The 20,983-nt window shown below is 64.5% G+C and carries 16 protein-coding genes; 10 read left to right on the top strand and 6 right to left on the bottom strand.

The features are described from left to right. Positions 1-360: 360 nt before the first annotated feature. The 3 genes from K1X11_RS07425 (at position 361) to K1X11_RS07415 (ending at position 1,857) form a co-directional block, all read left to right on the top strand. Positions 361-693, top strand: coding sequence for a hypothetical protein (locus tag K1X11_RS07425; RefSeq protein WP_221031101.1), 333 nt, complete (start codon positions 361-363; stop codon positions 691-693). Between the two features lie 99 nt (positions 694-792). After that, on the top strand, positions 793-1,008 hold the full coding sequence (locus K1X11_RS07420) for a hypothetical protein (protein ID WP_221031100.1): 216 nt from the start codon (positions 793-795) through the stop codon (positions 1,006-1,008). Positions 1,009-1,095: 87 nt separating this feature from the next. Then, entirely contained in the window at positions 1,096-1,857 is a 762-nt protein-coding gene (locus tag K1X11_RS07415) for a PEP-CTERM sorting domain-containing protein (RefSeq protein ID WP_221031099.1), read from the top strand. A 41-nt stretch (positions 1,858-1,898) separates the two neighbouring features. Here the strand turns inward: K1X11_RS07415 and mtnA are convergent, their stop codons facing one another. After that, on the bottom strand, positions 1,899-3,002 hold the full coding sequence (mtnA, locus tag K1X11_RS07410) for an S-methyl-5-thioribose-1-phosphate isomerase (protein ID WP_221031098.1): 1,104 nt from the start codon (positions 3,000-3,002) through the stop codon (positions 1,899-1,901). A gap of 616 nt (positions 3,003-3,618) precedes the next feature. Between mtnA and K1X11_RS07405 the strand changes: the two genes are divergently transcribed. Next, the gene (locus K1X11_RS07405) at positions 3,619-4,209 is read left to right on the top strand and encodes a phosphoribosyltransferase (RefSeq protein ID WP_221031097.1); all 591 of its coding nucleotides are present in this window, start codon (positions 3,619-3,621) and stop codon (positions 4,207-4,209) included. 259 nt (positions 4,210-4,468) lie between these two features. On the opposite strand, the gene K1X11_RS07400 is transcribed toward K1X11_RS07405, so the two are convergent. The 4 genes from K1X11_RS07400 to K1X11_RS07385 all read right to left on the bottom strand — a co-directional run bounded on the left by K1X11_RS07400 (position 4,469) and on the right by K1X11_RS07385 (position 14,701). Beyond that, on the bottom strand, positions 4,469-5,218 hold the full coding sequence (locus K1X11_RS07400) for a class I SAM-dependent methyltransferase (protein ID WP_221031096.1): 750 nt from the start codon (positions 5,216-5,218) through the stop codon (positions 4,469-4,471). Positions 5,219-5,337: 119 nt separating this feature from the next. Next, positions 5,338-6,261, bottom strand: coding sequence for a succinate--CoA ligase subunit alpha (sucD, locus tag K1X11_RS07395; protein WP_221031095.1), 924 nt, complete (start codon positions 6,259-6,261; stop codon positions 5,338-5,340). Between the two features lie 5 nt (positions 6,262-6,266). After that, the gene (gene sucC / locus K1X11_RS07390; protein ID WP_221031094.1) at positions 6,267-7,448 is read right to left on the bottom strand and encodes an ADP-forming succinate--CoA ligase subunit beta; all 1,182 of its coding nucleotides are present in this window, start codon (positions 7,446-7,448) and stop codon (positions 6,267-6,269) included. A 665-nt stretch (positions 7,449-8,113) separates the two neighbouring features. Continuing rightward, entirely contained in the window at positions 8,114-14,701 is a 6,588-nt protein-coding gene (locus K1X11_RS07385) for a PEPxxWA-CTERM sorting domain-containing protein (RefSeq protein WP_221031093.1), read from the bottom strand. Positions 14,702-14,910: 209 nt separating this feature from the next. Between K1X11_RS07385 and aroB the strand changes: the two genes are divergently transcribed. The 6 genes from aroB to K1X11_RS07355 all read left to right on the top strand — a co-directional run bounded on the left by aroB (position 14,911) and on the right by K1X11_RS07355 (position 20,376). Next, a complete protein-coding gene (gene aroB, locus K1X11_RS07380; protein WP_221031092.1) occupies positions 14,911-15,996 on the top strand; it encodes a 3-dehydroquinate synthase in 1,086 nt (361 codons plus the stop codon). Between the two features lie 105 nt (positions 15,997-16,101). Then, positions 16,102-16,722 carry a hypothetical protein gene (locus K1X11_RS07375; protein WP_221031091.1) on the top strand — a complete coding sequence of 207 codons (621 nt, stop codon included), beginning with the start codon at positions 16,102-16,104 and terminating at the stop codon, positions 16,720-16,722. Between the two features lie 185 nt (positions 16,723-16,907). Further along, entirely contained in the window at positions 16,908-17,666 is a 759-nt protein-coding gene (gene lpxA, locus K1X11_RS07370) for an acyl-ACP--UDP-N-acetylglucosamine O-acyltransferase (protein ID WP_221031090.1), read from the top strand. Further along, on the top strand, positions 17,663-18,574 hold the full coding sequence (pdxA, locus tag K1X11_RS07365) for a 4-hydroxythreonine-4-phosphate dehydrogenase PdxA (RefSeq protein WP_221031089.1): 912 nt from the start codon (positions 17,663-17,665) through the stop codon (positions 18,572-18,574). Before lpxA ends, pdxA begins: the two co-directional genes overlap by 4 nt. Before the next feature lie 57 nt (positions 18,575-18,631). Further along, on the top strand, positions 18,632-19,537 hold the full coding sequence (gene draG / locus K1X11_RS07360) for an ADP-ribosyl-[dinitrogen reductase] hydrolase (RefSeq protein WP_221031088.1): 906 nt from the start codon (positions 18,632-18,634) through the stop codon (positions 19,535-19,537). Between the two features lie 35 nt (positions 19,538-19,572). Next, positions 19,573-20,376 (top strand): NAD(+)--dinitrogen-reductase ADP-D-ribosyltransferase, encoded by an 804-nt coding sequence (locus K1X11_RS07355; RefSeq protein WP_221031087.1) that lies wholly within the window; start codon positions 19,573-19,575, stop codon positions 20,374-20,376. On the opposite strand, the gene K1X11_RS07350 is transcribed toward K1X11_RS07355, so the two are convergent. Next, a complete protein-coding gene (locus tag K1X11_RS07350; protein ID WP_221031086.1) occupies positions 20,370-20,981 on the bottom strand; it encodes a hypothetical protein in 612 nt (203 codons plus the stop codon). The two genes, K1X11_RS07355 and K1X11_RS07350, sit on opposite strands and share 7 nt — an antisense overlap. Positions 20,982-20,983: the final 2 nt, after the last annotated feature.

Genomic DNA, 20,983 nt, shown 5'->3' with positions numbered 1-20,983 from the left:
CCGCAGCTGAGTTCAAATTTTAGAAATGAAGGATCTATTTGCAGCGATTTTGGCGTTAGCGGGAGGCCTCATCATGTTTTGGGCATGCATCGCGATCTACATCGCCATTTTTCGAAAGGGACTAGCGTGGTTTGTCTTCTGTATCGTTGCTCCTCCCATCGGATTAATTGCCTTCTGCATCTTAAATCTGAAGGACACTGCTAAGCCGCTTGGGATATCACTTCTAGGGCTTTGCGTCTTTTTCAGCGCAAGTATCATTTCCCCTGAGTTCTATGCGTCGCTTGCAGAGTAGTTCGAACGATCTGGTGCCGGCGAGGTCGTCAAATCGTCTCCGCCCAGACACGCCCTAATCTTCAAGGTATGGACGATAAACCCAAGAGCATCTGGACGCGGGATCTCCTCGACACTGCCTTCGGTCGATTCCTGACCGGCACCGCATTTCCGCTCGCGTTGGCCGCGCTCGCGATCAGGGCCTTCATCACCCAGCGCATCCGATTCCGCATGTATGATTACGGAGGGTTTGAGGCCATTTGCATTGGTGTTGGATTGCTAGCGTTGGGAGCATGCTTGGCGATGGGCCACCATTGGATACCTCGCTCGCTGGAATCTGTGAAAATGAAAAACCGAGCAGTCCTGATTTCCCTCGTCGCTGTCATCGCATCATTGGGAACCGCACTATTTCGGGTGATTTAGAGTGAAGAAAATGAGCATCCAGTTGCCCTCGCCAACGCGCATCGTTGCTCTGCGTTGGCGCGTTGGATTACCCGGGCGGACTCAAGTGACGCATCTTTTATGAATCCTGTTCTTCGTATCCTCCTCCTCGTTTTCCTTGGGTTTGTCGTGGCTTCGGGCACCTTGCGCACGATCCTCACGATTCGCTACTGCTTCATCGATTTGTCCCGCGGTGGGAATCAGGCCCCCGAGCTTTTGGGCACGATCGTAGGGACGCTGTTGGTGACGGTCTTGTTTGGTTGGGTTTGGCGTAAGGTTTATCTCAGCAAGAGATAGTGTCCTCGGTTGAGAGGCGGGAGGAATCAGGCGCGGGTGTCCGAAAGCCCTGATGCGAAGGATGATGTGGACTTATTTCGCGGCCGCTTGGCCACAGACGCTTTGTCGGTGCGTATTGAGCGGATAATAAATCCGCTCATGTTGGTATATAGAAGTGCGACATGGTTGCTGGTTTCGCTTTTCGCCGGCTTGGCGTGGACGAGTGGTCTGCGAGCGCGGGCGATCACCTACACTTTTGATACTGATTTGGAGGGGTGGAGCAATGTGCTGACCTCGACCACCGGTCCGTTGGCTTTCGGTTATCAACCGGTATCGGATCTTCTTCGTCTGGAAAGTCCGGGCATCAGCGTGAGCGATGGGAACAGTCCTCATCGTGACTGGGCGCAGAGCTCGGCTTTATTGATTCGTTCGCCGGAGTTTCAGGTGAATAGTCTGCCGGAGTTCTCCATCACGTTTGAACTGGGTAGTGGGAGTGGCACGACGGATGGCGCGCCGAGCACAGATGCGGATGCCGCTCTGAGTCAGCCGTCATCCGTTGATGGATACACTGGGCTGTTGCTGCGCAATGCCTCCACCGGCGCTTACCTGATCGCCAGCACGATGACGGATACGTCGACGCATGAGCAGACTGTCATGTGGACCTCCGGTCAGCTGCAGTCGCTGGTGAATACCAGCGATTATTACACCTTGGACCTGGTCGATATGGACCAAGGCGCGTGGGGCTGGGTGTCGCTGGACAACGTGTCGATCTACGGTGCATCGGCCGTGCCGGAACCGGCGACCACGGCGCTTTGGCTGGGGCTGGTGGGATTGGTTGCGGTGGCCGCCGTGAAAAGGCGACGTGATTAAAGACGTAGGGTTCGCTTCGGCCCTCCTTGGCAGACCCACGTTTACGAAATTTGTGCGTGGTCCGGGAAGAGCTGGGCGAGGCCTGCGTGGGTGGCGGGGCAGAGGCCGCGTTCGGTGAGCAGACCGGTGACGAGGCGGGCGGGGGTGACGTCGAAGGCGGGGTTGGCCGCCGGGCTGCCGGTGGGCGGGATTTGGAGGGACGCGACTTCGCCATCGGTGGTGAGTCCACTGACGTGGGTGACTTCATGTGCGCCGCGTTCCTCGATGGGGATTTCGCGCACGCCGTCTCGCACGGTCCAGTCGATGGTGGGCGAGGGCAGGGCGACGTAGAAGGGGACGCCGTTGTCGTGGGCGGCGAGGGCTTTGAGGTAGGTGCCGATTTTGTTGCAGACGTCGCCGGTGGCGGTGGTGCGATCGGTGCCGACGATGACGAGGTCGACCTGGCCGTGTTGCATGAGGTGGCCGCCGGCGTTGTCGACGATGCAGGTGTGGGGCACGCCGTGGTTGAGCAGTTCCCAGGCGGTGAGGTGGAAGCCTTGGTTGCGCGGGCGGGTTTCGTCGACCCAGACGTGCACGGGGATGCCGGCATCGTGGGCTTGGTAAATGGGGGAGGTGGCGGTGCCCCAATCGACGGTGGCGAGCCACCCGGCGTTGCAGTGGGTGAGGATGTTGACGGGCTGGCCGGCGGGTTTGGTGGCGGCGAGGTCGCGAATGAGGGCGAGGCCGGCCTGGCCGATGGCGTGGTTGATGGCGACGTCTTCGTCGCAGAGGGCGGCGGCGAGGTCGCGGGTGGCGGCGGCGCGATCGGCCGGGGTGAGCGGAGAGACGGCGGTGCGCACGCGGTCGAGGGCCCAGCGGAGGTTCACCGCGGTGGGGCGGGTGGCGTAGAGGGTGTCGTAGGCGTGGGTCAGGGCGGCGTCGGAGGGATCGGCGCGAAGGGCGAGCCACATGCCGTAGGCGGCGGTGGCGCCGATGAGGGGCGCGCCGCGCACGAGCATGGCGGAGATGGCGTGGGCGGCGTCGTCGAGCGTGCGCAGGGTGGCGATCTCATAGCGGTGCGGCAGGCGCGTTTGGTCGATGATTTCAACGCTGGCGCCGTCGGCGGCCGGCCAGATGGTGCGAGTGGGTTTGCCTGCGACGTTCATTGCTGGGGGGACTGGGGGCTGGGGACTGGTGGGCTGGTGGCTGGAGGCTGGGTGCTGGAGGCTGGTGGACTGGTGACTGGTGGGTGGGGGATGGGTGCTGGGGGACTGGGGCTGGGGGAATGGAGGCTGGGGGACTGGGGGCAGGGTGGACGGTGGCTGGGTGTTGGTGACTGGAGGTTGGGCTGTGGGGCAGCCTAGCGCGAGCGAGCTCGCGGCCTACACGGAGGGGCAGAGGGGGGCTGGATGCTGGGTGGTGGTGTGCTAGGTGCTGGTGGCTGGTAGACTACTGGGGCCTGGTAGCTGGTGGCTGATAGCTTATGGCTGATGGCTGGGTAGTGAGAGGTATCCTTTGTCGTGCTGCGAGCTATGGCGGACAGGTTTTTTGACCGCGGAGGGCACAGATGCATTCAGGTCGTTGCAGAGCGTAGGCGGTAGCCGAAGCCATCCGTGTTCATCCGTGGTTTAAATGCTTCGTGGGAAGGACTCGTTTTTCGGGCGGGAGGTAGGAAAATTTTTAATGCGTAATTCTTGGGGTGGAAAACCGGTTGGTGGATCGATAAATCAGTCGGCCATGGGTCCCTCGTCGTCTTCGATCGCTCTGCCGCAACATTTGGATTTGGTTCAATCAGCGGAAGATATCGAAGCGGTGCTCGATTGTCTGGCGGTGGAAGTCGAGGGCTGGGCGCAGGAATGTCAGGAGCGAGATGGGCGGATGCTGCTGATGATGTGTGTGCTGCGGGGCGGGGCGTTTTTCTTTTCGGATTTGGTGCAGCGGATCGGTTACTCGATCGAACCGGCGTTTTGCCGGGCTTGGAGCTACGCCAAAGATATGACCGCCAAGCCGGAGGATGCGGTGAAGATCGATTGGCCGGAGGTCGATCTGCGCGGGCGTGACGTGGTGCTGGTGGACAATATTTGTGACACCGGCCGGACGTTTGCGCAGGCCACGGTGGAGGTGTTGGCGCGGGAGCCGGCGCGGGTGCGCACGGTGTCGTTTTTGCGGCGCAAGCAGGTCGAGGTGATCCATGAACCGACGCTTTCGGGCGTGAGTTACACGGGGCCGGAGTGGCTGGTCGGTTACGGTCTGCGAGACCGTGGGACCACGATGATGAATGCGCGTTTGGTGGCGCGGGTGCGCGATACCGAAAACACGGGGTTTACCGCCAATAACTCGAGTTCGCCGTTTGCGTATAAGGCGGTGTTTTAGGCTGGGTGCTGGTGCGCTGGTGGGCTGGGGCTGAGGGGCAACGGTAGCGCGAGCGAGCTCGCGGCCTACACGGAGGGGCAGGGCTGGGGCTGGGGCTCTGGGCGCTTCTTTCGTCTTTATCTTTCTCTTTCTCTGACGACGCGGAGCGTCGCCGGGGGGGGGTGTTTGGGCTGCGGGGATAAAGAGAAAGATAAAGAATAAGGAGAAAGATTGAGTTGGGGCTAGCGAGACACCCCGTCGCAAGAAAGGCGGTCCGGCTCTACCTTGGCTTGCGGAAGGCGTGGAAGGGGAGGGGCCAAGTGATGGGGCGTTGGGGGGCTTCGGCCCAGGCGGCGCGGAGCTCTGGGACGATCGGGGCCAAGGGGTCATTGCCGGTGGCCTGGCGGGCGCGGTGGGTGGCGGACCAGGAGTCGAGTTGGCCGATGAGTTGATCGAGGGTCCAGGTGGCGGTCATGGCAAAGGGAGGCGCGGTCAGGCGCTCCATATTGGGCGGCGCGATTTGCGCGTAGCCGTCGAGCAACGGGCCGCGGTCGGGTGGCCAGTGGGGGCCGACTGCGATGTCGTGATAGTGGCGGACGACGGCATCGACGGCGGGCGTGATGGAGGGGAGCAGGTAACCCCAGTAAGCAAGGATGCCACCGGGGCGCAGGCGCTGCTCGCAGGCGGCGAAGAAGGTGTCGCGATCGAACCAGTGCAGGGCTTGGGCGACGGTGATGAGGTCGAGGTCAGTGATGCTGGGCGGGGGCTCTTCGGCGGGGGCGAGGTGGTAGGAAATACGCGGGTGCGGCACGGCGTGTTCGATCATGCCGATGCCGACGTCGGACGCGAAGACGTGTGCAAAATGCTCGGCGAGGCTGAGCGCGGCCTGACCGGTGCCGGTGGCGCAGTCCCAGGCGCCATAGGTGGCGGGGGCTTGGTCGGCCAGCCAGGCGAAGAGTGCTGCTGGGTAGGTGGGGCGATACGACGCGTAGGTGGCGGCGAAGGCGGAGAAGTGATCGTTGCGGGCCATCGTGGGAGAGGGGCGGGATGGGGAACAGTGAAGTCAGAAGGCAGAAGGAGGGAAGCTGGCGCGCAAAAAAGCCGCTCCCCGGGAGGGAGCGGCTGAGAGAGGTGGAGCTTGTCTTGGCTTTAGCTGAGGCTGACGCCGAGGGCTTCGGCTTTGCGCAGGAGCGCGTCGGCCATGTCGGACGGGGTTACCGCGACTTCGATGCCGCATTCCTTGAAGACGGCGATCTTGGCTTCGGCGGTGTCTTCCTTGCCACCCACGATGGCGCCGGCGTGGCCCATGCGGCGGCCGGGAGGCGCGGTGGCTCCGGCGATGAAGCCGGCGACCGGCTTCTTGCAGTTGGCTTTGATCCAGCGGGCGGCCTCGACCTCGGCGTTGCCGCCGATTTCACCGATGAGGATGATGCCCTTGGTGTCGGGGTCTTCGTTGAAGAGCTTGATGACGTCGAGGTGGTTGGTGCCGTTGACCGGGTCGCCGCCGATGCCCACGGAGGTGGACTGGCCGAGGCCCTTGGTGGTGATCTGGAACACGGCCTCGTAGGTGAGGGTGCCGGAGCGGGAAACGACGCCGACGTGGCCCTTCTTGTGGATGTAGCCGGGGGCGATGCCGATGCGGCAGCCGCCGGAGGAGTCCGGGCCGGTGCCGGGGGTGACGAGACCCGGGCAGTTGGGGCCGATGAGGCGGGTGGGCTTGCCGCGCATGGCACGCTTCACGCGGACCATGTCCTTGATCGGAATGCCTTCGGTGATGCAGACGGCGAGGTCGATGCCGGCATCGACGCACTCGAGGATGGCGTCGGCCGCGAAGGGCGGCGGCACGAAGATGGCGGAAACGGTCGCGCCGGTGGCGGCGGCGGCTTCGGCCACGGTGTTGAAGATGGGGACTTTGACGTCGCCATGCTCAAAAAACTGACCGCCCTTGCCCGGGGTGACGCCGGCCACGAGTTGCGTGCCGTAGTCGATGGACAGGCCGGCGTGTTTGCCGCCGAAGGCACCGGTGATGCCTTGGACCATGATCTTGGTTTCGGGATTGATGAGAATGGACATGGTAATCAGGCGACGAGGTTCACGATCTTCTGGGCGGCGTCGGCCATGGAGTCGCCGGAGACCAGCGAGAGGCCGGAGGCGTCGAGGGTCTTTTTACCGGCTTCGACGTTGTTGCCTTCGAGACGGACGACGAGCGGGAGCTCGAGGCCGACTTCCTTGACGGCTTCGACCACACCCTCGGCGATGACGTTGCAGTCCATGATGCCGCCGAAGATGTTGACGAGGATGCCCTTCACGTTGGGGTCACCGAGAATGATTTTGAAGGCTGCGACGACCTTCTCCTTGGAGGCGCCACCACCGACGTCGAGGAAGTTGGCGGGGTTGCCACCGAAGTGCTTGATGATGTCCATGGTGGACATGGCGAGACCGGCACCGTTGACGAGGCAGGCGATGTTGCCGTCGAGGGCGATGTAAGCCAGGTCGTATTTGGAAGCCTCGATCTCCTTGGGGTCCTCTTCGTTGAGGTCGCGGAGGGCGACGATGTCGGGATGACGGTAGAGGGCGTTGGAGTCGAAGGAGACCTTGGCGTCGAGGGCGAGGACGTCGTCGTCGGGCGTGGTGATGAGGGGGTTGACCTCGATCATGGACGCGTCGGTTTCCCAGAAGCAGTTATAGAGGTTGCGCAGGAGCTTGGCGGCGTTCTTGGACTCGGTCTTGTTGAGGCCGAGGGAGAAGATGATCTCGCGCACCTGGAAGTCGGCCAGGCCGTAGGCGGGATCGACGAAGACCTTGGTGATCTTCTCGGGCGTCTCTTCGGCGACCTTCTCGATTTCGACGCCACCTTCGGTGGAGGCGATGATGACCGGCTGGGAGGTGCCGCGGTCGAGGAGGATGGAGAGGTAATACTCCTTCTTGATGTCGCTCGCGACGGTGAAGTAGACGGTCTGCACCTTGCGGCCGGCGGGGCCGGTCTGGATGGTGACCAGCGTATTATCGAGCATCTTGCCGGCCACTTCCTTGGCCTCGGCCTTGGTGGGGCAGAACTTCACGCCGCCCTTGTAGCCGTCGGTAAAGGTGCCTTTGCCCCGGCCACCGGCGTGGATCTGAGACTTCACCATGGTGGGACCTTCGGGGAGGGTCGCCAGGGCGGTGTCGAATTCCGCGGCGTTTTTAGCGGCGGCGCCTTTTGGCACCGGCACGCCGTATTTCTCAAACAGGGCTTTGGCCTGATACTCGTGGATGTTCATAAACGATTTTGGTTTGGCAGATGGGGCCGGGGGGAGGCACGCCAAAAAACGCCGCATCACCACAATGTGACGTGGCTAATGGCGGTGACGTGGGGGGCTACACGATGGAGGGTGGAGCGGCGGAAACGGCAGGAGACGACGCTTAAGCGGTTGAAGGGTTGTTGGAGGGGCGCGACCGGCCGGGCGGGGGCGCGGGTGGCGCTTATGGGAGGCATAAGGAGGTCAAAAATTGCACAGAGGCGAACGGGTGCGACGGATAGCGCGGAGCTTTCTTTCCATCGGCCGGATGGGCGCGGGGTTTAGGCTGGGGGCTGGGTAGCTGGGAGCTGGTTTGCTGGGTGATGGGGGGCTGGGAGCTGGGATACGGCGAGGGCCACGTTGTCGCTGGGCTCCAACCCAGCTACGGGGGGCTGGCAAGCCAGCCCGCTGCAGCGGGTGGGGCCGGGGGGCTTCTTTCACTTTCGTCTTTATCGTTCTCTTTCTCTGACGACGCGCAGCGTCGCCGGGGGGCAGGCTCTTCGGCCCGTGGGGATAAAGAGAAAGATAAAGAATAAAGAGAAAGATTGGGTTGGGCCGGAGCTGGGAGGCAGGGGGGGCACGTTGTCGCTGGGCTCCAACGCGGCTACGGGGAGGGGCTGGCGAGCCAGCCCGCTACAAGGGTGGGATCAGGCGCGGCGGCGGCGGCGGTAGAGCTGCACTCCGATGAGGCCGAGGCCAGTGATCATGAGCGCCCAGGTGGAGGGCTCCGGGATGGGGGAGAACTCGAAGTCGGAAAGGATCACGCTGTTGGGATCGAAGAGGCTGCTGACACCGTAGTTGACGGTGAAGATGCCGCGTCCGCCATCGGGCAGGTCGGCCCAGACTTGGCCGCCGTTGGCCACGTTGTCGAAGTCGCCGAGCAGGCTGGCCGCGGTGTAGAGCGTGAACATGTCCGTCGAGATGGGATCGATGGCGGTGAGGAAATCGATTTCCAGATCGCCCGCGAGCGTGAGCGTGCCGGTGACGGTGAGGCGGTCGAAGGCCAGGGCGGTGTCGACGTAGTCGATTTCGAAGAAGGACAGGGCTCCGGATTCGAGCGTGAGGTCACCGTCGATGGTGAGGCTGCCGACGCTGGCGCCGGGGGAGATGGTGCCGCCGGTGCTGATGTCGGCGGTGACGGTGCCGTTGCCAGCGAGGGTGGTGGAGGCGGGCAACGCGAGCGGCGCGGCGAAGGTGAGCAGGCCGCCGTTTTGGACGCCGATGGTGCCGCCGGCGAAGGTGAAGGTATTGGCAAAGTGGAGCGTGCCGCTGCCGCCTAGCACGTAGCCGGCGTTGGTGACGGGCACGTCGATGGTGCTGGTGTCGCTGCCGCCGACCTTGGCGAAGATGCCGTTGTTCTGGAGCTCGAGGGAATCGTCGGCGGAGGAGATCGTGCCGTCGGAGGAGAGGAGGATATTGCCGTTGTTGGTGATGGTGGCGTCGGTGCCGGTGATGTCGCCGACGCCCCACAGCATCTGGCCGTCGATGGTGAGGTCGCGCTCGAGGTGGGTGCCGGTGAAATTGAGCAACTGCAGGATGCTGTCGTTGGCGATGGTGGTGGCGCCGTTGGCATCGAAGTCGCCGCCGGTCCAGGTGAGGGTGCCGGAGAGGGTGTGGGTGCCGGTGATGGTGCCGCCGGAGAAGAGGGCGTCGTTGCCAAGTCCGATGTCGCCGGAGAGGTCGAAGGTGCCACCGGTCAGACGCAGGGCGCCGCCGTTGATGACGGAGGTGCCGTCGCGCATCTCGAAGCCGTTGGGTAGGAGGAGGGACGCGCCGTTCCAGATGTCGATGGTGGCCTGATCGGCGTAGCCGCCGGCGTTGAGGGTGATGTCGCCGCTGTGGACTTCGAGACGGCCGTCCAAGCTGATGGGGGCGTCGAAAACGAGGGAGCCGGTGCCGGCGGTTTTGCGCACGTTGCCGGTTGAGCTGATGAGGAAGACGCCGGGCGTGGAGACGGAGGCGCCGTAGGTGCCGTCGCCTTTGATGAGCATGAGGCCGTTGATGGCGAAACCGCCGGCGGTGTCGGTCAGCAGGGTGCCGCCGGTCCAGTGCAGTTGGCTGCTGGCGTCGACTTCGAAGGTGGTGTTGCCGAGGTCGAAGGTGGCGCGGTCGAGTTTGGCGACGCCGCCGTCGACGATGCCGAAGTCGGCGTCGGTCGGGATGATGGCGTCGTCGATCCGGAGCTCGCCGGAGGTGACGAGGGTGCTGGTGTTGAAGGTGCCCTCGATGAGGTGGAGATCGACGCTGAGGTCGCCGTCGAGATTGAGGGTGCCGCCGAGTTGGACGACGGCGCCGTCGCCGCTGAAGATGCGGGCGTCGGTGACGGTTGTAGTGCCGGCGTCGATACGGAATTCGGTGACGTCGGCGAGTTGGATGTCGGACGACGGATCGAGGATGCTGTCCTGGGTGAGGGAGAGCTGGCCTTCCTGCAGCACGATGGTGCCGGTGTTGGTGAAGGGCAGGTCGATGACGAAGTTGCCGACACCGGGGACGAGGCGGAGCACGCCGTGATTGGTGAAGGTGGCGCCGGCGGTGGTGGGCCGGAGTTCGGCGGAGAGGCCGGAGAACTCGATCTCGCCCTCGTTGGTGAGGGCGTTGGCCGGGCCGAGGTTCAGGTTGCCGTCGAGCCAGCGCAGGGTGCCGGTCGAGTCGATGTTGAGGCCGCTGCCGGTGAGGGTGAAACCGGCGGGGGAGTCGAGGATGAGGGTGCCTTCGTCGAGAACCGAAAGGGTGTGACCGGCGACGAGATCATCGCCGGTGAACTCGAGGGTGCCGGCGATGTCGACGTCGCCGTCGAGCGAACCGCCGTCGATGACGAGGTCGGCGCCGAGGGTGCCGGACGCGGTGAGGGTGTCGGAGCCGACGCGAAAGCCGCCGGGACCCTGGAGCGAGGCGATGTCGGTGAGTTGGAAGTTGGACTCGAAGGTGAGGGTGCCGTCGGCGTCGGTTTTGAAGGCGGCGTCGCTGGTGCCGTAGCCGCCGCCGGTGAGGACAAGGTGGCCGGAGCCGGCGTCGAGCGTGCCGGCGTTTTCGAGCGGGACGTCGATATGCGTGGTGCCTTGGCCCTGGAGTGAAATCTGGGCGCCGAGTTGGTTTTGGATCAGGCCCGACGAGCCGGTAGCCGTGTGCACGGTGAAGGTGTCGTGGGTGGCGCTGCTATCGAGCAGGAGGGTGCCGTCGTTGGTCAAGGTGGCACCGTTGTCGAGCAGGAGGTCGCCGTAGGTGAGATTGATGAGGCCCTCGTTCAGGAGGGTGCGGCCGTCGAAGGTATTGCCGGAGGCGTCCTGGAGCATGAGCACGCCGGAGGAGCTGATGGTGGTGGTGCCGCTGGAGTCGAACGACCCGCCGAGGAAGAGAAAATTGTCGGAGAGGATGTGGGTGCCGCCGAGCGTGCTGTTTTCCACCCGCATGAAGGCGCTGAGCTCGCCATCGAACATGACGGTGGTGTCGGTCACCTGGTGGGTGCCGGCGCCGGTGAGGCTGGCGGCATCGACGATGGTGAAGTTGGCGGAATCGCGGTAGACGACGGCGGCGCCGCTGGCGACGTCGATGGTCGAACCGGATTCGATGTAGCCACCGGCTTTGAGGCGGAGTTCGCCGGCGGTCACGGACACGTCGCCGTAGTTGAGGAAGTAGAGCTCAAAGTCGGTGTTGGTGTCGCTGGTCTTTTCGAAGAGGCCGCCCTCGTTGTTGGTGAAGTAGCCGTCGCCAAACTGGGAGGAGGAATAGACGGCGTTGTTGGTGCCGGTCTGTTCGGTGACGGTGCCGTAGTTGGTGAGTCCGGCGTAGTCGTTGAGGATGAGGGAGCCGGAGTTCCAGAGGACGGTGCCGTAGTTCTCGACCGAGTGGCCTTCGAAGCGGTTGCTGCTGGGGTTGGCGAGGGTGAGGGTGCCGGAGGGGGCGATGGTGGTGAAACCGTAGTTGCCGAAGGTGCCGCCGGACCAGGTGGTGTCGGTGGCGAGGGTGGAGTAGCCGGAGAACACGCCGCCGGTGATCGAGAAATCGAGGGCGGAGAGGGTGCCGCTGAGCGAGAGGCCGCCGCTTTCGAGCTGGAGGGCGCCGCTGCCGGTGAGACCGTCGGCTTCGTTGATCACATATTCCTCGTCGCGCACGACCAAGGCGGCGTCGGAGGCGACATCGAAGCTGGCGCCGCTGGTGGCGGAGCCGCCGCCAGCGAGGATGAGTTGGCCGGCGTTGACGTCGACCGCGCCGCTGTTGTTGAAGGCGACTTCGAAGCGGGTGTCGCCGGCGCTGTCCTTCACGTAGTCGCCGAGGTTGGTGAAGTAGGTCGGGTCGCCGGAGCTGACGCGGACGGTGTGCGTCTCGCCGGAGGCGGTGGCGAGGTCGTGCCAGACCGCGCCGACGGAGGTGGTGGCGGTGGAGCTGTTGTTGAGGATGATGTCGCCGTCCTGCCAGTAGGCGACGCCGTCGATGATGAGGGTATTGTTGTCGAGGCTGTTGCCGGTGGGGTCGGCGAGGGTGAGTTCACCGGTGCTGGAGATGTGGGTGCTGCCGGCGGTGCCGAGGGTGCCGTTGTTCCAGTAGAGGGCTTCGTTGAAAGTGAGGGTGCCGATGAGGGTGCCGCCGTTGAGATTGAAGCTGCCGACATCGACGTTGCCGGTGGTGTAGAGGGTGCCGCCGGTGAGGAAGACTTCGCCAGCGCCCTGGAGGCTGGAGGCATCGGTGAGATCGTAGCCGGCGGAGAAGGTGAGCTTCGAGCCGGCGCCGACGTTGAAGGCGGCGATATCGGTGGCGTTGCCGCCCGCACCGAGATCGAGGACGCCGTCATAGATGTCGACCGTGCCCTCGTTGTAGAACGGGACGTCGATGCGGGTGGTGCCGAGGTTCACCTTTTCGTAGGTGCCGGCGTTGGTGAAGGAAGCGGGCGTGGCGGTGGAGGAACGGATGGTGTGGGTCTGTTCGGCGGCGGCGGCGTCGTCGGTCCAGATGGCCCCGGATTGGTTGGTGATACTGGCGGTGTTGTTGAGCAGGATGTCGCCGTCGTCCCACTCGACCTGGCCTTCGTTGATGAGGGTGCCGCCATCGACAGTGTTGCCGGTGGGATCGGCGATGGTGAGCGTGCCGGTGGTTTGATTGGTGAGGTTGGCGGCGATGGTGCCGCCGGTCCACTGGGTGTCGGTCAGCAAGGCAACGGTGCCGCTGAGCGTGCCGCCGACGATGTCGAAGCGGGCGACGCCGATATCGCCGGCGGTGTTGAGCGTGCCGGATTCGAGGGTCACGAGGCCGTCGCCGGAGAGGCTGCCCGCGTCCTGCAACTCGAAGTCGCTGGCGAAGACGAGTTCGCCGGGGCTGTCGACGAAGAGCGTGGTGTTTTCGAAGGCCACGCCGGTGCCCTCGAGGCGGAACACGCCGTCGTAGATGTTGAGGGTGCTGTTGTGGTTGAAGTAGACCTGCATGCGCGTCGTGCCGGCGCTAGTTTTGTTGTAGGTCGACTCGGCGTAATTGATGAAGGCGGGCGAGGACGCATCGGAGCGGCGAATGGAGTGCGATTCGCCGGAGGCGGTGGCATCGTCGTTGAAGTCGCCCTGATTGGAGAGGGTGGTGTCGCCGTTGAGGAGGATGTCGCCGTCGTTCCATACCATCGTGCCGGAGCTATCGAGGTAGTGGTTGTTGAGCGTATTGCCGGTCGGGTCGTTGAGGTTGAAGGTCGAGCCCGGCTGGTTGTAAGTGGCGCCGTCGCGAAGTTCACCGCCGGCCCAGGTGGCTCCGGCGAGGAAGGTGTGGTCGCCGGTGAGGATGCCGCCGTTGATAGCGAAATCGGGCGCGCTGACGAAGCCGTTGAGGGTGAGTTTGCCGTCATCGAGCGCGACCTGCCCGTCGCCGAGGAGGCCGTTGGCGTCGTCGATGGCGAAGTCGGAGTGGATCGACAGGGTGGCCCCGGAGGCGACGTCGAAACTGGTGCCGGTATTGGCGTAACCGCCGCCGTCGATGATGAAGGTGCCGGCATAGACCTGAACCACGCCGGAGGAGTCGAGGGCGAGCGGCACCAACACGCGGGTGGTGCCCTCACTGCTTTTCGAGTAGGTGCCGCGGTTGGTGAAGGCGGCGTTGGTGGAGGCATCAGGACTGCGGATCTGGTGGGTCTCGCCAGCGCCGGCGGCGTCGTCCTGCCAGGAACCCGTGACGCCGTTGGTGAGGGTGGCATCCTGATAGAGCAGGATGTCGCCGTCGTTCCAGAGAACCTGGCCGGCGTTTACGAAGCTGGTGGCGTTGAAGGTATTGCCGGATGGATTGGCGATGACGAAGGACGAGTCGCTGGCGTTGGTGGTGAACCCGGCGCCGATGGTGCCGCCGGTCCAGGTGGCGCCGGCCAGGAAGGCGACGCTGCCGTTAAGGGTGCCGCCGGTGATCTGGAAATCCTGAGCGGCGAGGTTGCCGGCCATGCTGAGGGTGCCGCCGGAAAGGGTGTATTGTCCGGCGCCCTGGAGTTTGATGGCGTCGGTGATGGCATAGTCGTCGGCGAATTTCAGCTCGCCGCCAGCGGCCACCAGCATGGTGCCGTCGGTGGTCATGGTGCCGCCGCCGTTGAGGATGACGGTGCTGCCGCTGTCGACCTGGAGGCTACCTTGGTTGTCGAACGAGACGTCGAAGCGCGTGGTGCCGCCGCCCTGCGCGACGTAGGTGGCGCCGCTCTCGTTGGAGACGCTGCCGGAGGCGCCGGAAGTAGTGCGCACGGCGTGGGTTTCGCCACTACCGGCAGCACTGTCATACCAGGTGCCGTAGTTGGAAATGGCCCCGCCCTGGTTGAGCAGGATGTCACCGTCGAGCCAGTCGATGATGGATTCGGTATCGAAAACGAAGATGCTGCCGCTGCTGGTGGCGGTGCTGGAGTGATCGATCTCGAACAGGCTCCCGGAGCCCACGTTGAGGGTGATGTTCGAAATGGTGCCGTTGCGCCAGTAAGCGGCTTGGCGACCGCCTAGCAGGGTAATGGAGTCGGTGGCGGCGTCGAACTCTCCGGCCAGCGTGCCGCCGTTCATCTTGAGGGCATCGATGGCGAAGTCGCCGTCGACGGTGAGGGTGCCGGCGTTGAGCACGGCGGTGTCGCTACTGCCGGGGAGTTGGCCCGTGCTCCAACCGGCGGGATTGGTCCAGGACGCGTCGCCGAGATGTTCGACGTCGGTTTGAGCGGAGAGAGCAGTTACCGCGCAGGCCCAAATCGCTGTCACGCCAATGCGACGCGGATGAGCAGTAGAGAAAGTTGGCGCGATCATTTCAGGAACTGATGATTAGGGAGGAAGCCCGGAACGTGATGCGTAGAAATCCCCATGGCGAGTGGATCTGCCAGTTGCTGGCAGATTCCTGTCAAAAAAATGCGAAAACGGGTGCGAGCTTACGTAAGCGGCGGGTCCGTTTGGCGTAGGGGGAGGCGGGTGACGCGTGGGTTGACCGCGCGGCGGCGGCGGGCTTTAACCGCGCTCTTATGGTTGAACAACTCACCGTCAATCTGGGCGACCGCAGCTACCCCATCGTGTTTGGGGCCGAATTGGCGCGTGAGGTGGCGGCCGAGGTGAAGCGTTTGCACGCGGCTGGGCGTAAGGTGGCGGTGATCACCGATCGGCGCGTGGCGCAGGCGCAGAGCGCGGTCTTGGCGGCGATGTTGGGCGATGCGCCGCAGTTTGTGGTGGAGGCGGGCGAGGGCGCGAAGTCGGCCCGAGTGATCGCCGAAGTGTGGGAGTTTTTGGCGGCGCAGCGGCTGGATCGCGGCGGCGTGGTGGTCGCGTTTGGCGGCGGGGTGGTGGGCGATCTGGCAGGCTTTGCGGCGGCGAGTTATTTGCGCGGTGTGGCGTTTTATCAGGTGCCGACGACGCTGCTGGCGATGGTCGACAGCTCGGTGGGCGGCAAGACCGGCATCAATCTGGCGGCGGGCAAAAACCTGGTTGGTGCGTTTCATCAGCCTCAAGCGGTGTATGTGGCGACGGGCGTGTTGAGCACGCTGCCGCCGCGCGAGTTTGCGGCGGGCATGGCGGAGGTCATCAAGTATGGCCTGTTGGGCGACGCGGAGCTGTATGCGGATCTGGCGGCGACGCCTTTGACGGTGGAGAGTGAGACGCTGGCCGCGGTGGTGCGGCGCTGTTGCGCGGCGAAAGCGCGGGTGGTGGAAGCGGACGAATTTGAAACGGCCAAGTCGGGCGGGCGGGCGCTGCTGAACCTCGGCCACACCTTTGGCCATGCGATCGAGAAGGTCGCGGGTTACGGAGCCTACCTGCATGGCGAGGCGGTCGCGGTCGGTCTGGTGGCGGCGGCGCGCTTGTCGCGGGCGCTGGGTCTGGTGGGCGACGAGGTGGTGGCGAGTGTGGAGGCGACGGTGGCGGCGCATGCGCTGCCGGTGCGGTTGCGAGAACCGATCGCGCTCGACGCGCTCTTGGCAGCGATGGCGCAGGACAAGAAGGTGCGAGCGGGCCGGTTGCGTTTTGTGGTGCTGGAAGCGATCGGCACGGCGGTGACGCGCGATGACGTGGACACGGAGCTGGTGCGATCGGTTTGGCGTGAAGTGGGCGCCGAGTGAGGTTAGATTTTCGATTTTTGATTCTCGATTTTGGATTGGTGGGCAGGGGGCCTCGGCCACGTTTCGAGCGTGTGTTTGCCGAACAGGTGCTTTTAAAGTGCAGGCATGTCGGCGATCGACGAAGGCATTGTGCGCGAGTATTTTGAGCAGAACGGCTTCCTCGTGCGGCAGGTGCGCAAATACCAGGTGCAGTCGCGCAAGAAGCATTCGGAGGAGGAGATCGATTTGCTGGTCTACAATCCGGCGTGGCGACGCAGTCGGCGGAAGGCGGACTTCTTTTTGTTTTCGTCGGAGTTGCCCTACGTGCACCGCGCGGTGGTGGCGGTGAAACCGTGGCACACGGGTGTGTTCTCGGCGGGCACGCTGCGTGGGTCGCCGGAGATTTTGCGTTTCCTCGAGGAGGAGGTGGTGAAGGAGGTGCACCGGTTGTTTCCGGCGGAGGAAACCGAGGAGAGCGAAGATGAGCCTGCGAAGATTTTGGTGCTGCCCGGGCTGCCGACGCAGGAGCCGTATCGCTCGCAGAGTGTGGCCTTACTGCAGGAGCGTGGGGTGGACGGCATCATCTCCTTTCGGGCCATGTTGCTCGACCTGATCGACAAGGTTGAGGTGAACCGCAACTACCGCAAAAGCGATACGCTGCAGGTGCTGCGCATCCTGAAAAACTACGACCTGTTGCGCGACGGCCAACTGGATCTCTTGACGGGCGACCGGCGGGCCAAGCATTGAGGGCGTAATTCCAAAACACGCAGTGCCACCGCTGTTGGCCTGATGGTGGGCGGCAAGAAGCGTTGGCGCTGTGTTGCCGGCAACGGCATGGCCTCCAACGGCCACCTCCGTCGCCGTCGCCTTGCGCGAACCCTCCTTTCCGCCCACGTTGACACTGCGGATTTTCGAATCACACCCTCGTTGTCATGGGCACATTGATACATCCGGGCGCGCACGTGGATCCGGCGGCGCAGTTGGGCGTCGACGTTGAAGTCATGCCGGGCGCGGTGGTCACGCGCTGGGCGCGACTGGGCGATCGGGTGGTGGTGCATCCTACGGCGGTGATTGGGGGAGATCCGCAGTATCTGGGCTTCAAGCGCGAGACGCCGACCTGGGTGGAGGTGGGCGCCGATACGGTGTTGCGCGAAGGCGTGACGCTCAATCGGGCGATCCACGAAGACGCAGTCACGTCGATCGGGGCGCGGTGTTTTTTTATGGCCAATTCTCATGCGGGTCACGACGCGCAGGTGGCCGATGATGTCATCCTGGCGAACGGCGCGTTGTTGGCCGGGCACGTGGAGGTGGGCGCGTTCAGTTTCATCGGCGGGAATGCGGCGGTGCATCAATTCTGCCGGATCGGCCCGGTGGCGATGATCGGCGGCGTGTCGCCGATCACGGGTGACGTGCCGCCGTATTGCATGGTGGCCGATCGCAGCGTGGTGGCGGGGCTAAATGTGGTGGGGTTGAAGCGACGCGGTTGGCCGCGGGAGGTGATCCGCGAACTGAAGGACGCCTATCGGGCGGTGATGCGGCCGACCGGCAACATGCGCACGGTCGCGGCGGAGTTGTTGCCGGATGTGTCGTCGGAACAGGCCCGCACGTTTTTGGAGTTCTTTACCACGGGCGGGAAACGGCCCATCGCGCGGCCGCGGCGCGGGCGGGATGACGGAGGGGACGACGCTTGAAGCCGCTGGCGTTCACTTGCGGAGACCCGGCGGGCGTGGGCCCGGAAATCATTGCGCGTTGGCTGGCGGAGCATCCGGATGACGTGGCCACCGGCGCAGTGACGGTGCTGGGGCCGGCGCGGTGGTTGGAGAGTCTGCCGGCGGGAGTCGGGCGTATCGCGGTGGGGGCGGACGATCATGTCGCGGTGCCGGGACAACCGGAGGCGGCGGGCGCACGGGCGGCTTGGGAGGCGATGCGCGTGGCGGCGGAGGGATGTGTGAGTGGACGTTTTGCGGGGGTGGTGACCGGACCGGTGAGCAAAGCGCAACTGGCGGCGGTCGGTTATCAGCATCCGGGCCAGACGGAGTTTTTTGCAGAGTCGTGGGGCGGGGAGCCGGTGATGGGGTTTCGCAGTGATCAACTGCGGGTGGTGCTGGCCACGTGGCATGTGCCGCTCACGGCGGTGAGTGCAGCGCTGACGCCGGCGGCGATCGAACGCGCGGTGCGCGCGGCGGTGCACTTGTGCGCGGCCGATGGCATCGCGACGCCGCGGGTGGCGGTGTGCGGCCTCAATCCCCACGCGGGCGAGGACGGTTTGTTGGGCGGAGAGGAGCAGGCGGTGATCGATCCGACCTTGGACGGACTGCGGGCGGAGTTGCCCGGCCTGTCGCGGGCGTTGCCGGGGGATACTGTATTCGGGCGCGCACTACGCGGGGAGTTTGATGCGGTGGTGGCGATGTATCACGACCAAGGGTTGGCGCCGCTCAAAACGATCGATTTCGACAACGCGGTGAATGTGACGTTGGGGCTGCCGTTTGTGCGCACGAGTCCGGACCACGGCACGGCGTTTGGCATCGCCGGGCGGGGCGTGGCGAGCGCGACGAGTTTTACGCGGGCGGTGGAGTTGGCGCGGCGTTTGAGTGCGTGATCGGCTGGCGCGGTGACGCGCGGTGATTGGAATGCGGCATGCTCCACGGCGACGCGCATGACGTCGCCGGATACCCCGCTTTCGAGTCGGTCACTGGGCGCCTACCTTGGACTGGCGGTAGGTGACGCGCTGGGGGCGACGGTGGAGTTTATGACGGCGCATGAGATCGCCGGGACCTATGGGGTGCATCGGCAGATGGTAGGGGGCGGTTGGCTGCGGCTGCGGCCGGGGCGGGTGACCGATGACACGGAGATGGCGATCGCGCTGGGGCGGGCCTTGTTGAAAGGACCGTGGGACCTGCATCACGTGGCCGAGGCGTGGGTGGACTGGATGCGGTCGAAGCCGATCGATATCGGCAACACCTGTCGGCGCGGCCTGCGTCGTTACACGATGGACGGCACCCTGATGTCGCCGCCGGCGGAGGAGGATGGCGGCAACGGCGCAGCGATGCGGCATCTGCCGCTGGCGATCGCCACGCTGGGCGACGATGACCTGTGGTGCGAGCGGGCGGTGGCACAGGCTCACGTGACGCACAACCATCGTTATTCCGATGCCGCGACGGTGGCGTTGGGGCGGATGACGCAGGCCTTGTTGCGCGGCGAGGGGATGGCCGGGGCGCGGCGGATTGCGGATGCGTTGGTCGCGGCGCATCGCGTGTTTCGGTTTGAGCCGTGGCCGGGCAATACGAGCGGGTATGTGGTCGATACGATGCAGACGGTGTGTGACGCGTTTTTCCACACGAGCGACTTCGAGAGTTGTGTGGTGCGGGCGGTGAACCGTGGTGGTGACGCGGATACAGCGGGGGCGCTCGCCGGACAACTCGCCGGGGCGCATCACGGCGTGGAGGCGATTCCGGCGCGCTGGTTGCGCAAACTCGATCGCGAGGTGCAGCGCGAGATTCGCGCGCAGGCGATCGCGTTGTTGGAATTGGCCCCGCAGGTCACGGCTGCGCGCTCGACTTGAGCGGGCACGCGCGCATCCTCGTGGCTCCTTCCGCCATGCCGGCTCCCGCTTCTGACGAACGCGTCACTTTCAACCGTTGTAACCTATCGCCCTGGACGATCGGGGCGGTGGAGTTTCAGGCGGATCCGCAGCCGCTGGAGCTGGAGGGTGTGCGGGCGACGGACCGACGTTTGTTCGAGCGACTGGCGACGATCGATGATCCGATGGAGCGCGGGCGGGTGTTCCATGATTACGTGTCGGTGAAGTTTCGCCTGCACGAGTGGCAGGAGCACGCGAATGCGGCGCGGTCGAGTCTGCGGCACAGTTACGTGCAACTGCTCCACGGTTGGGGAGCCGATAGCAACGGGCACTCCGGCGCGGTGCTAAAAGCCTGGATCGAAAGTCGGTTCGGGTTGCCGGCGACCTACCATCGCGGACGGCTGGTCGAGGATGCGGCGGCGCGGGAGCATTATTGGAACGACCGCATGCGCGGGGCGGCGCGCACCATAGGCGTCGCGATGCAATTGGATCTGCTTTATACCTTTTGCCAGGACGAGCTGGCGCGGCGGTATCCGGGCGAACGTTGGCTGACGCTTTATCGCGGCACCCACGATCCGGAGGAATATGCGGTGCAGGATGGTGGCGATGCGGACGGCACGCTGGTGCGGCTGAACAACCTGAGCTCCTTCACGGCGGATCGTGAAGTGGCGTGGGAGTTTGGCTCGTCGGTCTGGGAGGCGCGGGTGCCGCTGAGCAAGATCGTGTGTTTCAGCGGCCTGTTGCCGCCGCAGCTGTTGGCGGGCGAGGCGGAGTTTCTGGTGCTCGGCGGGGAGTATCAGGTGCGGCGGCTGCGTTACTGACGCGGCGCCAAGTCGACATCCAAGGCGTGGAGGGTGGCTTCGAGCTCACGCACCTCGGGCTTGAGAAAGGCGTTGGCGCGATGGAAGAGGAAGGCTCCGGCGACGATGAAAAGCACGGCGGCCATCCACGCGCCCGACCACGCATTGGCCGGGGATTCGAACTCGGCGGCGATGGACTGAAATTTGCCCAGGATGACGAGTCCCATGAAGCCCAGATAAGTGAGCGGTAGCCAAACGGTGAGCGCAGTGATCTCCTGGCGTTTTTCGTGGAGGATGTGTTCGAGACAGCGGCGGGTATCGTGTTGGAGCGAGTGGTAGCGTTGCAGCGCGCGACGCAGCAGCACAGCGCCGACGAGACAGATCAGAAAAGTGAGTCCGGGGATCAGGAGTTCCCAGAAACTGTTGCTGAAGGTGCGGCCCGGGTCGGTGAGAAGCCGGTGAAGCTGCAGGATGAGCCCGATGCCATTGGCGAGCGCACCAAACAGCACGAGCAAGGCGTGCCAACGGAACGAACGGCGCGTCTGCTCGATCCAGTCGTGCGGGGCGGATGAGGGGGGCGGGGGGGGCTGCTGGTGCCAGGTGGATTCCATTTCGTCGAGGCTCATGG

The sequence above is a fragment of the Actomonas aquatica genome, from assembly GCF_019679435.2.
GTDB lineage: Bacteria > Verrucomicrobiota > Verrucomicrobiia > Opitutales > Opitutaceae > Actomonas > Actomonas aquatica.
Note: the sequence above shows the minus strand (reverse complement) of the source record. Positions and strands in the feature narration are given on the sequence as shown.

What these genes read in the sequence shown, in the direction of transcription:
- K1X11_RS07385 (WP_221031093.1), bottom strand. Translation starts at nt 14,701, where the DNA reads ATGATCGCGCCAACTTTCTCTACTGCTCATCCGCGTCGCATTGGCGTG.
- mtnA (WP_221031098.1), bottom strand. Translation starts at nt 3,002, where the DNA reads ATGAACGTCGCAGGCAAACCCACTCGCACCATCTGGCCGGCCGCCGAC.
- K1X11_RS07400 (WP_221031096.1), bottom strand. Translation starts at nt 5,218, where the DNA reads ATGGCCCGCAACGATCACTTCTCCGCCTTCGCCGCCACCTACGCGTCG.
- draG (WP_221031088.1), top strand. Translation starts at nt 18,632, where the DNA reads ATGACGTCGCCGGATACCCCGCTTTCGAGTCGGTCACTGGGCGCCTAC.
- K1X11_RS07425 (WP_221031101.1), top strand. Translation starts at nt 361, where the DNA reads ATGGACGATAAACCCAAGAGCATCTGGACGCGGGATCTCCTCGACACT.
- K1X11_RS07375 (WP_221031091.1), top strand. Translation starts at nt 16,102, where the DNA reads ATGTCGGCGATCGACGAAGGCATTGTGCGCGAGTATTTTGAGCAGAAC.
- aroB (WP_221031092.1), top strand. Translation starts at nt 14,911, where the DNA reads ATGGTTGAACAACTCACCGTCAATCTGGGCGACCGCAGCTACCCCATC.
- K1X11_RS07420 (WP_221031100.1), top strand. Translation starts at nt 793, where the DNA reads ATGAATCCTGTTCTTCGTATCCTCCTCCTCGTTTTCCTTGGGTTTGTC.
- lpxA (WP_221031090.1), top strand. Translation starts at nt 16,908, where the DNA reads ATGGGCACATTGATACATCCGGGCGCGCACGTGGATCCGGCGGCGCAG.
- sucD (WP_221031095.1), bottom strand. Translation starts at nt 6,261, where the DNA reads ATGTCCATTCTCATCAATCCCGAAACCAAGATCATGGTCCAAGGCATC.
- K1X11_RS07355 (WP_221031087.1), top strand. Translation starts at nt 19,573, where the DNA reads ATGCCGGCTCCCGCTTCTGACGAACGCGTCACTTTCAACCGTTGTAAC.
- K1X11_RS07350 (WP_221031086.1), bottom strand. Translation starts at nt 20,981, where the DNA reads ATGAGCCTCGACGAAATGGAATCCACCTGGCACCAGCAGCCCCCCCCG.
- sucC (WP_221031094.1), bottom strand. Translation starts at nt 7,448, where the DNA reads ATGAACATCCACGAGTATCAGGCCAAAGCCCTGTTTGAGAAATACGGC.